This window comes from Pseudogemmobacter bohemicus, from assembly GCF_003290025.1.
Lineage (GTDB): Bacteria > Pseudomonadota > Alphaproteobacteria > Rhodobacterales > Rhodobacteraceae > Pseudogemmobacter > Pseudogemmobacter bohemicus.
Genome location: NZ_QNHG01000004.1, coordinates 639,464 through 657,594, shown reverse-complemented (window position 1 = coordinate 657,594; position 18,131 = coordinate 639,464). Strand labels below are relative to the sequence as shown.

Sequence of the window (18,131 nt, the reverse complement as noted above, 5' to 3'; positions counted from 1 at the left end):
AAAGTTGCGGTTGGCCTGCGGTTTCTGAACGGCTAAGCTCATAACGTCTGGATCGTTCGCATTGATATTGTTGCGGTTGGCCTGCGGTTTCTGAACGGCTAAGCTGGATGTGTTGATATCTCGTTGTCATAAAATGAAAAAACAACACATCTGGCTGATGCCAAACTCGGGACATAACTAGAACAACGCCAGTTGGTCCGGGTTTTCTCGGGGGCGGCGTCGGCGCTGGCTCGAGAAACGGACGATTCCCTCATATTGTTTGTCGGTGAATGTGAGCACATGGATCTCGCCTTTCTCGGGCAGATTACCCTCGATCCGTTTCAGATGCGATTCGTAACTGTCCTTGCCATTGCAGAAACGGGCATAGATTGAGAACTGGCTCATCTCGAAGCCCTGATCCAGCAGGAATTCCCGAAACTTCGTCGCGTCCCGCATCTCCTTCTTGCTGCCAACCGGCAGGTCGAACATCACGAAAATCCACATCAGACGGTATCCGCTCAGGTGCGAGGATTGGGGTTTCTTCATGTATCCGCCTCGGGGGCACGACTGATCGCCGCCCAGTCCAGGGAGGATGGCGGGTCGAAGAGGATCAGGTCGGGGCGCCCGGTCTCAAAGGCCTTTGCCAGGGATTGCGCCAGCCGGGTGGCGGCAATGGCAACTGGAGAAGTCTCGCCGGCGATGCGCAGATCAAAGGCGATCAGCCGGGCGAAGCGGCGTTTTTGCTGCGGGTCCAGCCGGGTGATGCCTTCGCGCATCATGCTTTCGGCCAGGGCATCCACCAACGGGCGAAAGGGTTCGATCAGGTCGTCCGCAAGCGCGAAAGCATTGCCACGGTTCGAGTGCTGCACGCCCAGGGTCGGATGCAGGCCTGCGGCTGTAATGGCGCGGGCACAGGTCGCGCGCATCACCGCATAGCCGTAATTCAACAGCGCATTCACATCACCCGCATCGCGGTTGCGCCGGAAATCTGGTCCCATCAGCAAGGGCCAGTAGCGCCGTGCCGCCTGGGCCTCCAGGTTTTCCTTGTCGCCCGAGGTGACCCGCTTTGCCATGAAGGGAAAGGCTTCTGCCCCGCTGATCCCGCGGGCTGTCAGCAGCGCGCCCTGCATCGTGATTTTAGCCGAAACGATCCGGCGCCAGATCTGCTTCATCAGGGGCGTCGAGGCGGTGATCTGCGCCTGCATCCGCGCATTCTGTGCATGATGGCCCTGGAGGGGCAGGGTCACGGCCACGGGGCTGTGGGCTGCGTTGCACCAGACGATGGGGGCGCCCCGCTCGGCCAGGGCCGCGACGATGGTGCCGCTCCAGGTGACCCCGTGAGCATGGATGATCAGCGCGTGAATGTCGTCAAGGGCGACGCGGCCAACCTCGCTACGGTCCTTTTCCACCAACAGAAAACCGCGATGAAGGGAAAGATGGAGGCCATCGGTGGCGATATCGACGATGCGATCCATCTCTCTGCTTCCCTATTCGCGGGGGCCGGGGTCGAAGACCCGACCAAGGGGATCAATGCGGACCTGTCGGGCGCGCGCTTTTTTCAGGGATCCGGGCGAGAGATATACATATTTGAATGGGTCGATTTCATTGGCCAGGGCATCACGCGCCTTCAATGTGCCTGCCTCGTTCGGCGCAGCGAGCGTCAGGCGGCCGTTCTGGTTGAAGCCCTTGATCAGCAGGAGGTCTGCAGCCCCGGAGTCCCGCTCGACCGCGATTACATCGCCCTGTTTCAGACTGAGCACCTTTTTTGCTGCAGGATGCGGGCGCCGGTCGGTTGTGTCGCGGGAATGCGCATCGAACATCGGCACCACATCTGCCTGCCATTTGCCATCCGGCAGTCGCCAGACATCATAGCGGGCGTTGGCGTCCCCCTTATAGGCCTTGTAGATGCGCCCGGAGGCAGCACGGATCGGGATCACATTCAGCGGCTCGCGCAGGCGCACACGGCGGATGCCCCTGAAGACCGGATGTTCCGCCGCAAATTTCGCCAGCGCCTGGTCGAAGGCCTTGCCGGAGCAGTCCCGCGTTGCCAGCCAAAGCGCCATGCGCAGAGCCTCGTCCGGGATGCTGGCCGGATCCGCGATCTGCGCAGGCTTGAGCGAGGTCAGCGGGACGCGATGCACGACGATGGGCGTCTTGCCATCGGCTGTGGTCAGGCCCGTCAGCCCATAGGCGGTATCATTGTGCAGCTTGCCGGCCGTGACATCGCGGTGGCGTGAAGGCGTGGCGCTGCGCCCATGGTCGGGCTTGTGCATGGCAACGGTGCGGGCAAGCCTTTCGCCGAGGTCTTCGCGAAACCCATGCCAGGGTTGTGGCAGATCCTCGAAAATCCGATCCAGCTCCTGCGCCTCGGCCCTTGCGGCCGCTGTGGCGATGCCCTGCATCAGGGACAGGCTGGTGACGGCGGCAACCGCGGCGTCAATCGCATGGTGGCGATGGTCGAGCCGGTTTTTCGGGGCGTTGGAATGCTTGTTTTCCACAAAGTTATGGTCGGGCAGCAGGCTGTCCAGCCCCCAGACCCGGCGCAGCATCGCGGTCATGCGGCCGGGGATGACATCGACGCGGCCATCCTCGGCGGTGGGGTAAAGGGCGCGCAGATATTTTCCGGCAATCCGTGCGAGATACTGCGTATCGGTCAGTTGCCGCGCCGCGAAACCGCCATCACGCTCCATCCGTTCTTCGGCATCGGGGCCAAAGCGCCATTGTTTTGACCGATGCATCCGCGCAACCTGTGTCGAGACCTTTTCCCAGTCCTCCGGGATATGGCCCCATCTGCGCCAGGGCGTCATATTGCCCTTCCTGCGGTTGCAGGCGCGATGCGCCAGCACCTTGTTCGAGGGGCTGTCATCCAGCGATATGGAGTAGGGAATGATATGGTCGATATCGACCTCACCATTAAAGACCTGCCCCATGCCGATCGGCTCGCCGCAATAAGGGCAACGCCGGTCGAGCATATTGGCAGGGTTCAGTTCTTCCCATTGCTTCAGCAGCGCGCGGTTGGCGCCGGTATCGGGACGGTCGGCTTCGATCAGCGCTTCGCTGCGCCTTTGCGCGGCGGCGGTGTCTTTGCGGATGCGATCCTGATGCTCTTTCTTCTGCTTGTCGTTCAGTTTCAGTTCGCGCGCGAGTTCGATGACGATCCGGTCCGGCTTGCCATGGCGGGCGATCACCGCATTCACGAGCTTCTGCAACTGGCGCAGGCCGATATGCACGGTCGGGTTGGTCACCTTGCCGAACTGGCGTTCGAGGTCATCGCCATATTCCGGCTTGCCGGGGGCAATCTCGCGGGTGAGGATCTGGCCATAATAGGGCAGGGTGCCGAACACTTCGCCGCTGCGATGGTCGCTGTGGTGAAAGCCCGCCACGGCAGCTGCCTTGTCATAGGTGATGACTTCGGCCTTCAATGCAGCGATCAGCGCGCGCGTTGCCGTTTCGCCAAAGCGGCCATGGCCTTCGGGCAGGTTCGCTTTTGCCACCGCCTGCGCCGCAGCCGCATCCAGCCCGCACTCCGCTTGCAGCCATGACAGCAGCGTTTCGGGGTTTTCCTCGTTCTGCACCCGGTCGAGGATCTGCAACTGCCGCTCCAGCGGGAAATGCAGCCAGCGATTGCCGAACCGCTTCTTGTCCGACATCTCGGCCCTGACCTCGTCCCCGGTCAGCTCCTTGCGGGTCTCGCTTTCCTTGTTGAACCGCTCGCCCTCGGCCAGTTTCAGGACTTTGCCGCCCAATGTCGCAAAGCTGATCTTCTTCTTTTCGCGCAAGGCCATGATCAGTGCGTTGCGCTCATCCAGTGTCAGTTCGCGCCCCGCTGCTCCGGCCGAGACAACGCGCAACTGGTTGACCTCTTCATAAAGGCGCCGTTCCTGAAACAGCGGATGCGCCCTGGCCAGCCGCTTTTCGTCCTGCGGCACACCGTTCATGCCGGCGAAGGTGCAAGGCCCGATCACAGGCTCCTTCAGCGGGCGCTGAAAGAAAAGGACGCGATGGATTTCCGCCCGCGCGGCCTCGGTCAGAAGGGCAGGGTTGAAGGCTGCCTGTGCCTCCCAGATGCGGGCAAATTCGTCTTCGAGATGGTCGCGCTGCGGGTAGAAATCATAGGCCTGGTTCTCGCCCCCCATGCGGACACGGGCCGGTTGCCCGGCGTCGATCCGTTCGGCCAGAAACTGGCCCAGCGTCCGTCCGTCGAGGGCGGCATTCAGGGCCTGGCCGGCAAGCGCGATCTTGCCGCTGTCGGCCTCGTTGCGGCCGCGATCCGCCTTACGGTTCGATTTGAAGCCCCGCCGCGTGTTGAGGGCAAAGATCACACGACCGATTTCATGCGGGGCAAGCGGTTCCGACAGCGCCCGCCGCCGGAGATCATATGGGTCAAGCCCCGCCAGCGCCCGGGTTTCGTCATTCACGACCGGCGCGTTGCGGCGGCGGTCGCGATCCTTTGGCGGTGGGGCGCCCGGCAACAGGCCAAGGGCGATCAGCTTGCCCAGCAGGGCCGAGCGACGACCGATATACCTGTCGCGCCTGCGTCTGGCCGAGCGCGCCTCGCGCCGTCCTTCGGCCAGGGGCGCCCCCGATTGCGGATCCCGCCCCGCGCCGGCCGCTGCGCTGAAAATGATCACCCCGAGGTCGATGATGCGCCGGTCGTCGTCCAGAAGGCTCCAGCCCAGGGAGGCCGTCCCGAGATCAATTCCAAGTGTGGTGGGCATGACGCGGTCCTTGATGTTATAATAATGAAACATTTCAGGGCGTGCGGATTTTTAGTCCCTCAGACGCCAACGAAATACTCTAATCGTGTCGCTACAAATGCGCGCAATAGCTATCGCAGACGGTTGCCTGCTCGACCGGGGTCCACACCCGGATACGAGCAGGCTAGCGAAGTGGCCACTTCGCAAAAGCTAACCTAGCGGCAGCACCCGGCGTCCACAACCGTGGTGTGACTTAGACCGACCGTTCTTGAGCGTTTCGCATGAAGCGAGAGTTTGTTGGCGTCTGGTTGCGGTCTGCCTGCGGTTCTGAAGCCTTCCACCGGATTGCACTGCTTCCCGGTGGCAGGTCTGTCTCGCCATCGCGCTGTGCCTCCCCCCGGAAATAAGGATTGACTGTCAGGTTTTCTGCTGTGAAACTGAAGGCTCAGAAACCGCAGGCTGGCTGTTAACAAGCAGTTTGACTGCACCAAATAAGGGCAGGGCTACGGCCCTGTCTTTTTCATTTCTGCGGTCATGTCTGATCGGGGGATCGGCAGGGCCTGAATGCGGGCGGTATCGGGCTGGCCTTGGCGCAGCGGTGAGAGCGGCAGGCTGAGCCGGTCATCGTCCGTCGGCCTCCGTCGCCATGATTGCGGAACCAGTGGAGCGCGCAGAAGGCCACCAGCGATGGTTGGCCTGCACCTCGGTATAGGCCAGCCGTGTCGCGTTGTGGGTGGAGATATGGACGAGGTCTCCGACTGCGCCGAGGCCCCTTCGTGTCGATGAACAGCGTTCCGCGCGGTTTGCATCCAAAGGGAAATCCCTTATGCAGCACGGGGTTCCGGATCGTGCCATTCGGCTTGATGCAAAAGTAAGAATTTCTGGAACTGCATCCCCGAAACCAGATTATACTTTATATTACAAAGTTTTAAGCCTGATTTGGGAGGCGCTCTGCATTGGGCTTCCCGAAGCCCGGAAGCATATCGGAAGCACTTGCGCGGAAACCATAGCGCAAAATCGGCAAGGCCACATTGCCCTGATGTCGTCCGCCGTTGGCCCGGACGACCCTGAAACCGCCCACCGCCCGCCTGGGCATCCGGCACTTGCCCTCCCCATACTGAACCCGCAGACCCATGATGCCAAGGGTTCCCATGCTCAGGGCTCTATTCCTCTTCGCAGTTCTTGCGCTGCCTGTGTTGATCGGCGCGACCGGCACGGCGGCGGCCGATGCCACCGTCACCTATATCGCCGCGGAAAAGTTCCGCGACCGCGAGTTCCGGCAGGAGCGTACCCGTGCCTCGGTGCTGGCCGAGTTCGACACGGAGTTCGACACGGAGTTCGGGAACCTGGCGCATCGCTACCTCCCGGTGGGGCAGGACCTGACGATCGAAGTCCTCGACATTGATCTCGCCGGCGAGTTAGAGTCCTGGAACTTCGACTGTCGCGATGTCCGCATCATGCGCGATACCACGCCCCGAGGATCCGCTTCCGCTATACGCTCACCGAAGCCGGGAAAGTCATCAGGCAGGACGAAGTTCGCCTCTCCGACATGAACTACCTGTCCCGCCCGGGCGCCATAAATGACACCGAGCGCTTCGCTTATGACAAGCAGCTGCTTGAAGACTGGTTCGGGAAGACATTCAAGGTGACAGTTTGAAGCCCTGCCGTTCGTCAGCAATCCTGAAGGCACACACCGTTGGTCCGCGATGAACACTGGGTAATGCCACCAACCGTTCTGATCCAACCGAAGGCTACCGGATGCGTTTGCGATGCCCCTGGGGCCACGCGTCGCCCTGATGCCTGGTCTGTTTGCCCGTCGATCGCCGAATCTCGATCTCTGCACGACGTGCGGTGTGAGGGAGGCGTGTCGAAAGCCGGCCGCGAAGCTTGCGGCATCGAAGTCTTGGCCGGCGCCAGCGATAAGCTCCGGCTTATCCGGGGGAATGCCGATGGTCGCGCCAGGGAGGCGCCTTCGGTTCGGGTGAGATCGCCCTGCACGATGACGCTTGGCCTTTTCTCGATCAGCGCGCGTGCTCATGTCGCTGTGATGCGAATTTACCCATAGCGCATCCTGCTACTCTAGAGAAAGGATCGCACCATCAATCAGTGAATATCCAATTTGTGTCAGGCTGTCCGTACGGAACCCTCATGGATTGACTGTTCCACGCGACAAGAATCCCCCGTCGACAGCAAGCGTATGTCCGGTGATGAAGCCGGATCTGCGGCTATCGAGAAGGAAGATCGTCGCTTCGGCAATCTCTTCTGGCAGGGCATAGCGCTTTATCGACAATGCATTGAGCCAGCCTTCCCGCATCTCCTGCGAGTGATGGGCGAGAACCATCGGCGTATCGACCGGCCCGGGCGCGACTGTGTTGACCCTGATCCCCAGCGGGGCCAGCTCGACCGAGAGCGAATTCCCCATCATGATCACCGCGCCTTTCGAGGCGCCATAGGCCATCCGCCCCTCATTGCCGCGGATGCCCGAGACCGAGGCGATATTGACCACCGCGCCTTCGCCCTCCATCTGCGCCACAGCCGCGCGGGTGACGATGAAACAGCCGATCACATTGACATCGAGGATGCGGCGAAAGGTCTGGGTGTCGACTTCCATCGCCGGGCAGACGGTCGCGATCCCGGCGGAATTCACGACGCCATGGACCGCGCCGTGACGCTGCCGCAGATCCGCCGCCGCCGCTGTCACCGCCGCCTCATCGGTGATGTCGAGGGGGAAGATTTCGACCCCGGCCCGGCCTTCGGCGGCCAATGCGTCCATCGCTGCGCCGGGCAGGTCAAAGACGGCGGCCACTGCGCCCTCGGCGCAGAGGCGGTCAACCACTGCACGCCCGATGCCGGAGGCCCCTCCGGTCACGATGACAACTTTTCCCTGCATGGGCATTCCTTTCACTGATCTTCGGGCAGGAACCCGCGTCGCCGCAGCTCCTGCCGCAGGTCTTTTTTGGAAATCTTGCCATAGCCGGTCTTGGGCAAAGCCTCGAAGAACCGGATATGGCGGGGGAGTTTGTAACTGGCGAGACTGCCCGCGAGGGACGCGCGCAGGGCCGCCTCATCCGGCACCACGCCGGGGCGCAGCACCACGATGGCAAAGCCCGCCTCACCCCATCGCGCATCCGGCACGCCCAGAACAGCGCATTCCGCGACATGATCGAGGGCGAGGATCTTCTCCTCGATCTCGCGCGGATAGATGTTGGAGCCGCCCGAGATGAACATATCCGAGGCACGGTCGGTCAGGTAAAGATAGCCCCCGGCATCCATATGCCCCAGATCGCCGGTGCGGAACCAGCCACCCCGGAAGGCCGCAGCCGTGGCGGTGGGGTTGTCGTGATAGCCTGCAACCACGGCGGGGCCGATCACGCAGATCTCGCCGGTCTCACCCGGGGGCAGCGCCTGGCCCGAGGCATCCTGCACCTCGATCAGCATGCCGGTGCGGGGCAGGCCGCAGGTGCCGGTGCGGAAATCAGGGCCGGTGGAATGGAGATGCGGCGGCAGTACGGTGATCGCCCCGGTGACTTCGCCGAGGCCATAATATTGCACCAATACCGGGCCCAGACGATTGAGCGCGCGGATCTGGTCGGCGCGGTACATGGGCGCGCCGGCATAGATCACAAAGCGCAGCGCGCTGCTGTCAAAGGTGCGGTCGGGGTCGGCCTCGACGATCATCTTCAGGATGGTCGGCACGGTGAACATCGTGACGACGCGCCATTGGGCGATCAGCCGCCAGATCTCTGCCGCATCAAAGCGCGGGCTGTCAGACAGCACCGAGGTCACGCCCCGCGCCACCATCGCCAGATGATGCACCCCGGCGCCGTGGCTGAGGGGGGCGACCACCAGCGCGGTTTCGCCATGCATCAGGCCCGGCATCAGGTCGCACAGATGGTTGTTGATCACAAAGGCCATCTGGCCATGCGTCAGGATCGCCCCTTTCGGCAGTCCGGTGGTGCCTGAGGTGTAAAAGAGCCAGCAGGGTGTGTCGCGCAGCACCGGCGCATTCGGGCAGGGCTGATCCTGATATGCGGCGATCCCGGCTTCGAGAATGTTGATTTCAGTGCAGAACCTAAGGCCCGCGGAGGCCTCGCGGCAGGCGGTGGCATGGTCCGCGAAATCGCTGTGATGGACAAAGCCCACCGCGCCTGAGCTTTTCGCGAGCTTTGCCACATCCTGCGGCATCAGGCGGAAGTTCACCGGCACATAGACCGCGCCGAGGCGGAAACAGGCGAACATCAGCTCGAAAAGCTGGTTGCAGTTCGGGGATTGCACCAACAGGCGGTCACCCGGCTGCACACCGTGATCCCGCGCCAGATGCAGCGCCATCGCCGAGACGCGCGCGTCGAGCACCGCCCAGCTCAGCCGCAGTTCGCCCCAGACCAGTGCGAGACCATCGGGGTCACGGCGGCTTGTCTGGCTGAGGAATTCGGCAAGGTTCATCACCCGCTCGCTGGCAAGGGTCACGCTCATTTCACGCGCTCCAGCACCGAGACATAGCTGGCGACGGCGGCACCCCCCATGTTCATCACCCCCGCCAGAGCGGCGCCCGGCACCTGCATGCCGCCGGCCTCGCCCATCAGTTGCTGCGCCGCCATCACCTGCATCGAAATCCCGGTGGCCCCGATCGGATGGCCGCGCGCCTTCAGTCCGCCCGAGGGATTGACCGGCAGCTCGGCCCCCATCAGAACCCGGCCTTCGCTGATCGCGCTCCAGCCCTGGCCGGGCGGGGTCAGGCCCATCGCCTCATATTGGATCATCTCGGCGATGGTGAAACAGTCATGGGTCTCGACCAGATCGAGGTCGGTAACCGCCGTCAGCCCGGCGGTTTTCAGCGCCCCGGCCCAGGCGCGGCGGGGGCCGTCAAAGGCGATGGGATCGCGCTGCGACAGGGCCAGAACGTCATTGGTCTGGACGCGGGCGCGAAAGGCGATGGCGCGTTGCATGGTGGCGGCGGTCCCGGCGTCAGCGATCACCAGCGCCGCCGCCCCGTCCGAGAGCGGCGCGCAATCGCTGCGGCGCAGGGACGCGGCGACAAGCGGGTTCAGATCGGAAACCGCATCACAGAAGTCTATGCCAAGATCTTTGTGCAGATGCGCCAGGGGGTTGGCCATGGCGTTGTGGTGGTTCTTGGCGGCGATCATTGCCATCTCGCTGCTGTGATCGCCGTTGCGGTGGAAATACTCTTGTGTGATCCGGGAAAACACGCCCGCAAACCCCGCAGGGCCAGCCTCTTCGCGCATCCAGGAGGCAGCGAGCAGGATATCCCCGGCGCGGGTGCCGGGGATGGCTGTCATCTTCTCAGACCCTAGCACGAGCGCAATACGCCCGCGCCCGGCCGCGATGAAGTCGAGCGCGGCGAACAGTGCCGCCGAGCCGGTGGCGCAAGCGTTTTCCAGCCGCACCGCAGGCACCTGTGCCAGCGCGGGGTAAGCCATGCCGACCAGCGCCGCCTGAAAATCCTGCGCCTGAAAGCCGTTGTTCCACACACCGCAGAAGATGCCGTCGACATCCTCTGCGCCGATCCCGGCATGGTGCAGGGCTGGCCCGATCACCTCCGCCATCAGGGCAGTGGTGTCGGGGGCCTCGCTTTTGCCAAAGCGCGTATGCGCCCAGCCGATGATCTGTGCGGACATGGTTCAGCCTCCTCTTCCCGTAAATGCCTTCGCAGCCGGGGGCCGCGCAAGGCAAGCGGGAAAGCGGATCCGCATCAGAGCCAGCGCCGGATGCTGTCACCCATCACGCGGCGCGAGATGCCGTAGCGGTCCTGCAGGACCGGCAGGCTGCCCGCGTCAAGGAAGGCATCGGGCAGCGCGATCTGGCGGAAGCCTGCGGGATGCACACCCGCGCGCATCAGGCTGCCTGCGACGGCCTCGCCCAAACCACCGATCTCGGAATGGTTTTCGGCCACCACGACCAGACGGCCCGGGCGCTGCGCCTCGCGGATGATCGCCACCTCGTCCAGCGGTTTCAGCGTCGGCACATGCAGCACCGCCACATCCACGCTGTCCTTTTGCAGATCCTTTGCCGCATCCAGCGCCCGCATCGTCATAAACCCGGTCGAGATCACCAGCACATCGCGCCCGCCGCGCAACAGCGCCGCTTTGCCGATCTGGAAACGGTAATTGTATTCGTCCAGCACCACCGGCACTGCGCCGCGCAGGATCCGCATATAGACCGGGCCTTTGTGATCGGCGACGGCCTCGGTCATCTGTTCCACATCCACCGCGTCGCAGGGGTCGATTACCGTGAGGTTCGGCATGGCGCGGAAGATCGCGAGGTCATCGGTCGCCTGGTGGCTGGGGCCATAGCCCGTTGTCAGACCCGGCAGGCCACCGATGAATTTGACGTTGGCATCCTGTTCGGCCACGCCCTGGCTGATGAAGTCATAGCAGCGACGGGCGGCGAATGTCGCATAGGTGGTGGCGAAGGGGATGAAGCCTTCTTTCGCCAGCCCGCCCGCTGCGGTCGCCATCAGCTGTTCCGACATGCCCATCTGGTAGAAGCGGTCAGGATAGGCCTGGGCGAAGATATGGATATCGGTATATTTCGCCAGATCCGCGCTCATGCCCAGAATTTCGGGGCGGTGGCGGGCCAGTTCGACCAGCTTGTGACCGAAGGGGGCCATGCGGGTCGGATAGCCCTCATCCACCGAAGAGGACATGATGGTTGCGGCGGCAACCGGGGCTTTGTTGGTCGGGACGTTCATGCTGCCCTCCAGGCATCCAGCGCCGCATGGGCACGTTTCCAGTCATCGCCATCCATCCGGACGAAGTGGCTTTTCTCGCGGTTCTCGAGGAAATCGACCCCGCTGCCCAGTTTGGTGTCGCAGATGATGATGCGCGGCTGCGCGCCGGTATGGTTGCGCGCGGTATCGAACGCCTCGACCAGCGCGGGCAGGTCATTGCCGTTCACCCGCTGGACATGGAAGCCGAAGGCCTGGAATTTCTCGATCAGCGGCTCGGTGGACATCACCGACATCGAGGGGCCATCGGCCTGGATGCGGTTGAAATCGACAATCGCGATGATGTTGTCGAGCTTGTAATGCGCGGCGGAAATCGCCGCCTCCCAGGTCGGGCCCTCGGCCAGCTCGCCATCCCCCATGAAGGCATAGACGAAAGCCGGGTTTTCTTTGCGCTTGAGGCCCAGACCCATGCCGACGGCCATCGGCAGACCAAGCCCGATCGATCCGCCCGACATTTCTGCGCCGGGGGTGTAGTGATACATGCCCGACATCGGCAGACGGCTGTCATCCATGCCGTAAGTCACCAGCTCTTCTTCGGGCAGGTAGCCTGCTTCGGTCAGGATGGCGTAATGGGCGATGCCATAATGGCCGACCGACAGGAGAAAGCGGTCGCGATCTTCCCATTCGGGCTGTTCGGGGCGGTGGGTCATGGCGTGCAGATAGGTGACGGCCAGCACATCCGAGACGCCAAGCGCCTGTGCGATATAGCCCTGGCCCTGCACCTCGGCCATGATCAGCGCATTGCGGCGCACGCGGTAGGCGCGCTCGGCCAGATCGGAATTATGCAGTCTGTTGGTCTGTGACATCGGTTCCTCTTCAGATCGTCTGTGCCCGTCATACGGTGAGGGGCGGAATGGAAAGGGGGGGCTGCGGTCAGGGCAGGGGCTGCATGGCGCAGCTCTGGCCGCCATCGACGGGCAGAGAGACCCCGGTGATGAATTGCGCCTGATCCGAAGCCAGGAAGAGCGCCGCCTCGGCAATGTCCCAGGCGGTGCCCATGCGGCCAAGCGGCACCATGCGGGCGCGGGCGGCCTGCATCTCTTCGACCGAGGCATATTGCCCGGCGATCTGGCGGTAGATCAGCGGTGTGTCGATGGCACCGGGCAGCACGCAATTGGCGCGGATGCCCTGGCGCGCATATTGCATCGCCAGCGCCACGGTGGCCTGATTGACCGCCGCTTTGGTGGCGTAATAGGCGAAATAGGGGTAGCCCGACCACCGGATCGCGGCCAGCGACGAGATGTTGATGATGACCCCGCGCCCTGCGGTCACGAAATGCGGGATCACCGCTTTACAGGTGCGATAGACCGAGCCAAGGTTCAGCGCGACCGAAGCCTCGAAATCCTTTTCGCTCAGCTCGACCGGGCCACCCATATGGGTGACGCCGACATTATTGTGCAAGACTGCAGGCGGGCCGTAAGCCGCCACTGCCTGTTCCACCGCAGCTTTGACCGAGGCGCTGTCGGTCACATCGGCGGTCAGGGCCAGCGCCTCGCCTCCGGCCTCGCGGATGGCTTCGGCTGTGGTCCCGGCAGCCTCGGGCGACAGGTCGATGCAGACGACCCGCGCGCCTTCGCGGCCATAGGCGAAGGCGGCGGCCTTGCCGTTGCTCCAGCCCTCGCCCGAGGCACCGGCCCCGAAGACGAGGACGTGTTTACCGGTAAAGCGTGCGCCTGCCTGGGGGAAACCCGTGCTCATCACAGGAACCCGATGGAGATGGCCGGAACCGCCGCGATCACCAGAAGCCCACCGATCAGCGCGAAGATATAGGGCCAGATCGCGCGGAAGGCCTCATCCGGCGGCACGTCACCGATCTTGCAGGCGAGGTAGAAGCCGACCCCGATAGGGGGGGCCATCAGGCCGATATTCATCGCGACCACGACCACCATCGCATAATGGATTTCATGGATGCCCAGGGAACGGGCGATGGGGAACATCAGCGGGGCCATCAGCACGATGGCGGGCAGACCTTCAAGCACACAGCCGAGGATCAGGAAGATCACGATGGTGACCAGCATGAAGCCGATCCAGCCACCGGGCAGCGACTGCATCATCTGCGCCAGCGACTGCGCGACACCGGCTTGCGTAATCACCCAGGCCATCGCCAGCGCGGTGCCGAGGATCATCAGGATCGCCCCGGTCAGCGCCGCCGTTTCCAGTAGCATGTCGCAGAACTTCTTCCAGCTGATGCCGCCGTAAAGCACCATACCGATGGCCATGGCATAGAGGACGGCGATGGTCGAAACCTCGGTCGCGGTGGCGATGCCACTGGCCACGGATGAGCGGATCAGGAACGGGAGCACCAGCGCCGGAGCGGCGATCACCAGAAGCTTCATCATCATCGCAAAAGGCGCGCGGCGGAAACTGCCGGCCACCTCGTTGCGGGCCTTCCAGCGCGCGAGGCCAATCAGCACGGCCAGCAGCACGGCCGCGACCACGATACCGCTGGTGAAGAGCCCCGCGATGGAAACACCCGCGACCGAGCCCAGCACGATCAGCACGATCGAGGGCGGCACGGTATCGGCCATCGCGGCCCCGGTGGCCAGCAGAGCGATCATCTCGGGCGGCTTGTTGCCGCGCCGTTTCATCTCGGGGAACAGCGCCGGGGCGACGGTCGCCATATCCGAGACCTTTGAGCCGGAAATCCCCGAAACGATGAACAGCGATCCCAGCAGCACATAGGACATGCCTGCCTTCACATGGCCGATCAGCGAGCCGAGGAAATCGACAATGGCCTTGCCCATGCCGGTCGCATCCAGCACACAGCCGAGCAGCACGAAGATCGGCACCGACAGGAGGATGATCGAGGACATGCCCTCATCCATGCGGCCCATCATCACATAGACCGGCACATGGCTGCCAAAGAGCAGATAGGTCAGCGTGCCAAGGCCGAAGCAAAAGGCAATCGGAACCCCGCCGAGCAGGCAGGCCGGCACCAGCAGCAAGAGGAAGATCAGCAAGGATCCCGCGCCCATCGAGATCAGGAGCGGGCTTGCCAGCCACATCGCGGCCCCGATGCCGCCCACAATGGCGATGCCAAAGCCGATATCGGCCAGCCGGTGATTGCGCAGCAGATATTGCAGCACCAGCAGCGTCATCAGCAGAAAACCGAAGGGGATCGCCGAAACGCGCCAGGTGTTCGGAATATGCAGCGCGGCCGAGGTGATATACCATTCCTCCATCGCGTATTCGATGGCCGAGGGCAGCAGGGCGATCAGGAAGGCGGCCACCGCGACCAGCGATGTCGCCTCAAGCCGGTCACGCCATAAGGGCGTCAGCTTTTTCAGCATGATGGTCAGGCGCAGATGTTCATTGCGGTCAAGCGCGATGGCCGATCCCAGCATCGCCAGCCACAGAAAACTGATCGAGGCCGCCTCTTCGATCCAGATCACCGGATAGGCAAAGACATAGCGCGAGACCACGCCGCCGAACAAAAGCCCGACAACGGTAACAAGCAGCAGCGATGCGACGATCTCGATGGGTCGCATCAGCGGTGATCCGCCCCGGATGTCCTCGCTCATGCTGGCGATCACTTCGGCGGTATTCTGATCTGTTGCAGTCATTCTTTCCTCCCCGTGTCCCGGTCAAAAGGGGACAGGTGGGCCCGGGGCGCCATGCCCCGGCCCGGTCTCATCCAGCCCTTGGGCCGGCATCAGGCCTGTGATATCCGGCGGCTGATCAGGTCAGCTGGCCGACGACATTTTCCAGTGCGCCCCAGGCTTCATCGCCGAATTTGCCATGCCATTCGTTGTAGAAGCCGGCATTGCGCAGAACCTCGCGGATCGGCGCCGGGTCGGGCTGGTTGAAGGCAAGGCCATATTCTTCAAGGCTGGTGCGCAGATTGGCGTTCAGCACGGAAAGGTCGGCGCGCTCATCCATGGCGGACTGGCTGAAATTGGTCTCGATGATCTGTTGCAGATCCTCGGGCAGCGCGCCCCAGGACCGCGCATTCGACAGGAGCCAGAAGCCGTCCCACATATGGTTGGTCAGCGAGCAATGGCTCTGCACTTCATAAAGCTTGCCGACATCAATGGTCGAAAGCGGGTTTTCCTGGGCATCGACCACGCCGGTCTGCAATGCGGTATAGGTCTCGTTCCAGTTGATGCTCGCGGGTGCGGTGCCAAGCGCCTGGAACATCGAAGTCCAGAGCGGGCTGACCGGCACGCGGATTTTCAGGCCCTTCAGATCATCCGGCGTCTCGATCGCTTTGGTCGAGGTGGTGATCTGACGGAAGCCATTGTCGAACATGCGCGGCAGCGCATAGAGGCGGGCATCCGCAATCGCCTTGCGGACTGCGGCGCCAACCTCGCCATCCATCGCCTCCCAGACCTTGTCGTGATCGGCGAAGGCAAAGCCGACACCGTTGATCGCCGCGACCGGCACAAGGGCCGACAGGATGATGCCCGAGAGGGTAAAGAACTCGACCGCGCCCGAACGCAGCTGGTTCAGCGTATCGGTGTCCGATCCAAGCTGGTTGCTGGGGAAAACGGCGATCTGAACGCGGCCGTCGGATTGTTCGGCGATGCGGTCGCAGCCTTCCTGGACCCGATTGGCAAGCGGGTGGCCCAGCGGGAAGTTATGGGCGAATTTATAGTTGAACTCCGCCGCATTGGCGCGGCCCGACATGATGAACGGAGCGGCAAGCATGACGCCGCCGGTGGTCGCCAGAAACTGGCGACGGCTAGATTTAGGCATGGTTTCCTCCCAGCGGAAAATGCGAGATGTCGCGGTCCGTCCGTTTTTGCTGCGTGCCAGGTGCCCCTCCGCACCTGGCTGGCGATGGACGGTATAAATTCATAACATGGAGTAATGGATTCCATCAACGATACAGTTATAAAAATAAATATTGAAAAACATGATGTTATATTTTATTATACTTCATAATGTGGAGTATATAGTTTGTATCCCTCGGGGAAGATATGAAGAATCCTGCCGAATCCACCGGAAGTCAGGCGATTGATCGCGCCACAAAAGTGCTGGGCCTTGTGGCCGAAGCGCAGGGCGCGGGCGCCAGTCTGGCGCAGATCGTCGCGCAAAGCGGCCTCAACCAGGCGACGACCCGCAGGCTGCTGGTCGCCCTGATCCGTGCGGGGCTGGTCGAGCAGGAGGAAAGCTCGCGGCGCTACTTCCTGGGAGTTTCGGCCTATGTCTTCGGGGTGATCGCGGCGGAGCGGTTCGGGCGCTATCCGATGGCCGATGCAGCGGTGCGCCGCCTGGCCGAGGGCAGCGAGGATACCGCCTTCTTCTCGCTGCGCCAGGGGATGAATTCGATCTGCCTGCGGCGTGTCGAGGGGGTGCATCCCTTCCGCTCGCATGTGCTGAACGTGGGTCAGCAGCATCCGCTGGGGGTGGCCGCGCATGGCATCGCCATTCTGGCCGCCCTGCCGCCAGCCGAGACAGATGCGATCATCGCCGGCAATCTTGAGCTTTACCGCGACCATTATCCGATGCTGACGGAACCCCTGCTGCGAGAGCTGATCGCCGAGACGCGCCGCCGGGGCTGGGCGATCAATCGCGGGATTTTCCATTCCGCCGCCTGGGCGATCAGCGTGGCGGTGCGCGGGATGCAGGGCGAGGTGCTGGGCGCTTTGTCGATCGGGGCGATGGAAAACCGGCTGGGTGAGGCGCGCCAGCCGCAGATTGTCAAACTTTTACAGGCCGAGGCGCGGAAGCTTGAAGCGGCCTTTGCCACGATGGGGGCCTCTGCACTGCGGGGCTGAGCGGGAACGGCCATTCGCCCGGAGGAGGGGGACTGGCCAGGGGGGAGGATGAGGATGCAACTGAGCGATGAGGGGCTCTTGCCCGAGGCGCTGGCGCGGCGGCTGACCCATGCGGGGCCGTCTGGCGGTGAGCGGATCGAAAGTTTTGCCGGGCCGCTGATCCGGGCCAAAGTCCGTCTGGTGCCGGGTCAGAGCCTGGCGGCGGCGGTCGGGACGGCGGCGGCAGAACTGGACATCACGGCGGGGGCAATCACCCTGACCGGCGCGCGGCTGGATCCGGTGCGCTATGTGATGCCGACCTATGCCCGCACGCCCGAGCATGTCGCCTATTACAGCGACACCTATGCGCCCGCCGAAGGCTTCACGCTGGAATTCGCCACTGCGACCTTTGGCTTCCGCGATAATGGGCCGTTCCTGCATTGCCATGCGCTGTGGCGGGATGCGGCGGGGGTGTTGTGCGGCGGCCATATCCTGCCGCTCGACACGACCCTGGCCGAACCGCTGGAGGCCGAACTGACCGGCACCGGCGCGGCGGTAATGCGGGCCGAATTTGACCCGGAGACCCGGTTCACGCTGTTTCGTCCCTTCGCCACCTCCCAGGCGCAGGGCCGTTTCATCACCGCGCATATCCGCCCGAATGAGGATTTCATCACCGCGATTGAACGGATCGCCCTGCGCCATGGCATCCGGCAAGGCCGCATCCTCAGCGGTATCGGCAGCACGGTGGGGGTTGTCTTCGAGGATGGCACGGTGGTCGAGGAAATCCCCACAGAACTTCTGATCACCGAAGGTCAGATCACGACCGCCGATGGCACCCCACGCGCCGATGTGACCATGATCCTGATCGACGCACAGGGGCGCTTGCTGAGTGGTCGCCCGGCGCGCAACCTAAACCCCGTGCTGATCTGCGCGGAGCTTTTCATCGAAGACCTGACGGATCACTGATCCCCGGGCCTGTCGTCACACCAACATCGCCTGACCGGCACCGAG

General features: G+C 63.2%; 13 protein-coding genes and 1 pseudogene. 3 read left to right on the top strand and 11 right to left on the bottom strand.

All coding sequences use genetic code 11. The features are described from left to right. Positions 1-177: 177 nt before the first annotated feature. The 3 genes from cas2 to cas9 are packed head-to-tail and all read right to left on the bottom strand — an operon-like array spanning position 178 to position 4,697. Positions 178-525 (bottom strand): CRISPR-associated endonuclease Cas2, encoded by a 348-nt coding sequence (gene cas2, locus DRF71_RS22210; protein WP_232831632.1) that lies wholly within the window; start codon positions 523-525, stop codon positions 178-180. Continuing rightward, complete coding sequence (gene cas1 / locus DRF71_RS22205; RefSeq protein ID WP_112312681.1) at positions 522-1,454, bottom strand: type II CRISPR-associated endonuclease Cas1; 933 nt, start codon at positions 1,452-1,454, stop codon at positions 522-524. The genes cas2 and cas1 overlap by 4 nt, the downstream gene beginning before the upstream one ends. Positions 1,455-1,466: 12 nt before the next feature. Next, positions 1,467-4,697 (bottom strand): type II CRISPR RNA-guided endonuclease Cas9, encoded by a 3,231-nt coding sequence (gene cas9 / locus DRF71_RS22200; RefSeq protein ID WP_157971247.1) that lies wholly within the window; start codon positions 4,695-4,697, stop codon positions 1,467-1,469. A gap of 1,112 nt (positions 4,698-5,809) precedes the next feature. Between cas9 and DRF71_RS22195 the strand changes: the two are divergent. Beyond that, a pseudogene (locus DRF71_RS22195) lies at positions 5,810-6,333 on the top strand (DUF3016 domain-containing protein). Between the two features lie 489 nt (positions 6,334-6,822). Here the strand turns inward: DRF71_RS22195 and DRF71_RS22185 are convergent. The 8 genes from DRF71_RS22185 to DRF71_RS22150 all read right to left on the bottom strand — a co-directional run bounded on the left by DRF71_RS22185 (position 6,823) and on the right by DRF71_RS22150 (position 16,116). Next, the gene (locus DRF71_RS22185; RefSeq protein ID WP_198672312.1) at positions 6,823-7,566 is read right to left on the bottom strand and encodes an SDR family NAD(P)-dependent oxidoreductase; all 744 of its coding nucleotides are present in this window, start codon (positions 7,564-7,566) and stop codon (positions 6,823-6,825) included. An 11-nt stretch (positions 7,567-7,577) separates the two neighbouring features. Next, complete coding sequence (locus DRF71_RS22180) at positions 7,578-9,149, bottom strand: AMP-binding protein (protein WP_232831630.1); 1,572 nt, start codon at positions 9,147-9,149, stop codon at positions 7,578-7,580. Next, positions 9,146-10,312 (bottom strand): acetyl-CoA acetyltransferase, encoded by a 1,167-nt coding sequence (locus DRF71_RS22175; protein ID WP_112312677.1) that lies wholly within the window; start codon positions 10,310-10,312, stop codon positions 9,146-9,148. Before DRF71_RS22175 ends, DRF71_RS22180 begins: the two co-directional genes overlap by 4 nt. A gap of 74 nt (positions 10,313-10,386) precedes the next feature. Continuing rightward, a complete protein-coding gene (locus DRF71_RS22170; protein ID WP_112312676.1) occupies positions 10,387-11,385 on the bottom strand; it encodes a transketolase family protein in 999 nt (332 codons plus the stop codon). Then, positions 11,382-12,227 (bottom strand): transketolase, encoded by an 846-nt coding sequence (locus tag DRF71_RS22165; RefSeq protein WP_112312675.1) that lies wholly within the window; start codon positions 12,225-12,227, stop codon positions 11,382-11,384. The genes DRF71_RS22170 and DRF71_RS22165 overlap by 4 nt, the downstream gene beginning before the upstream one ends. A gap of 67 nt (positions 12,228-12,294) precedes the next feature. Further along, positions 12,295-13,119, bottom strand: coding sequence for an SDR family NAD(P)-dependent oxidoreductase (locus DRF71_RS22160; RefSeq protein WP_112312674.1), 825 nt, complete (start codon positions 13,117-13,119; stop codon positions 12,295-12,297). Next, a complete protein-coding gene (locus tag DRF71_RS22155) occupies positions 13,119-14,984 on the bottom strand; it encodes a TRAP transporter large permease (protein WP_112312673.1) in 1,866 nt (621 codons plus the stop codon). The genes DRF71_RS22160 and DRF71_RS22155 overlap by 1 nt, the downstream gene beginning before the upstream one ends. A 115-nt stretch (positions 14,985-15,099) precedes the next feature. Continuing rightward, positions 15,100-16,116 (bottom strand): TRAP transporter substrate-binding protein, encoded by a 1,017-nt coding sequence (locus DRF71_RS22150; RefSeq protein WP_112312672.1) that lies wholly within the window; start codon positions 16,114-16,116, stop codon positions 15,100-15,102. A gap of 224 nt (positions 16,117-16,340) precedes the next feature. Here DRF71_RS22150 and DRF71_RS22145 point away from each other — a divergent pair, with 224 nt between their 5' ends. Both DRF71_RS22145 and DRF71_RS22140 read left to right on the top strand, forming a co-directional pair. After that, a complete protein-coding gene (locus tag DRF71_RS22145; protein WP_112312671.1) occupies positions 16,341-17,141 on the top strand; it encodes an IclR family transcriptional regulator in 801 nt (266 codons plus the stop codon). A 54-nt stretch (positions 17,142-17,195) separates the two neighbouring features. Next, positions 17,196-18,086: a PCC domain-containing protein gene (locus tag DRF71_RS22140; RefSeq protein WP_112312762.1), complete on the top strand. Its 891-nt coding sequence runs from the start codon at positions 17,196-17,198 to the stop codon at positions 18,084-18,086. The last annotated feature ends 45 nt before the right edge of the window (positions 18,087-18,131 follow it).

Coding starts and splice junctions, on each gene's coding strand:
- cas2 (WP_232831632.1), bottom strand. CDS start 525: ATGAAGAAACCCCAATCCTCGCACCTGAGCGGATACCGTCTGATGTGG.
- cas1 (WP_112312681.1), bottom strand. CDS start 1,454: ATGGATCGCATCGTCGATATCGCCACCGATGGCCTCCATCTTTCCCTT.
- cas9 (WP_157971247.1), bottom strand. CDS start 4,697: ATGCCCACCACACTTGGAATTGATCTCGGGACGGCCTCCCTGGGCTGG.
- DRF71_RS22185 (WP_198672312.1), bottom strand. CDS start 7,566: ATGCAGGGAAAAGTTGTCATCGTGACCGGAGGGGCCTCCGGCATCGGG.
- DRF71_RS22180 (WP_232831630.1), bottom strand. CDS start 9,149: ATGAGCGTGACCCTTGCCAGCGAGCGGGTGATGAACCTTGCCGAATTC.
- DRF71_RS22175 (WP_112312677.1), bottom strand. CDS start 10,312: ATGTCCGCACAGATCATCGGCTGGGCGCATACGCGCTTTGGCAAAAGC.
- DRF71_RS22170 (WP_112312676.1), bottom strand. CDS start 11,385: ATGAACGTCCCGACCAACAAAGCCCCGGTTGCCGCCGCAACCATCATG.
- DRF71_RS22165 (WP_112312675.1), bottom strand. CDS start 12,227: ATGTCACAGACCAACAGACTGCATAATTCCGATCTGGCCGAGCGCGCC.
- DRF71_RS22160 (WP_112312674.1), bottom strand. CDS start 13,119: ATGAGCACGGGTTTCCCCCAGGCAGGCGCACGCTTTACCGGTAAACAC.
- DRF71_RS22155 (WP_112312673.1), bottom strand. CDS start 14,984: ATGACTGCAACAGATCAGAATACCGCCGAAGTGATCGCCAGCATGAGC.
- DRF71_RS22150 (WP_112312672.1), bottom strand. CDS start 16,116: ATGCCTAAATCTAGCCGTCGCCAGTTTCTGGCGACCACCGGCGGCGTC.
- DRF71_RS22145 (WP_112312671.1), top strand. CDS start 16,341: ATGAAGAATCCTGCCGAATCCACCGGAAGTCAGGCGATTGATCGCGCC.
- DRF71_RS22140 (WP_112312762.1), top strand. CDS start 17,196: ATGCAACTGAGCGATGAGGGGCTCTTGCCCGAGGCGCTGGCGCGGCGG.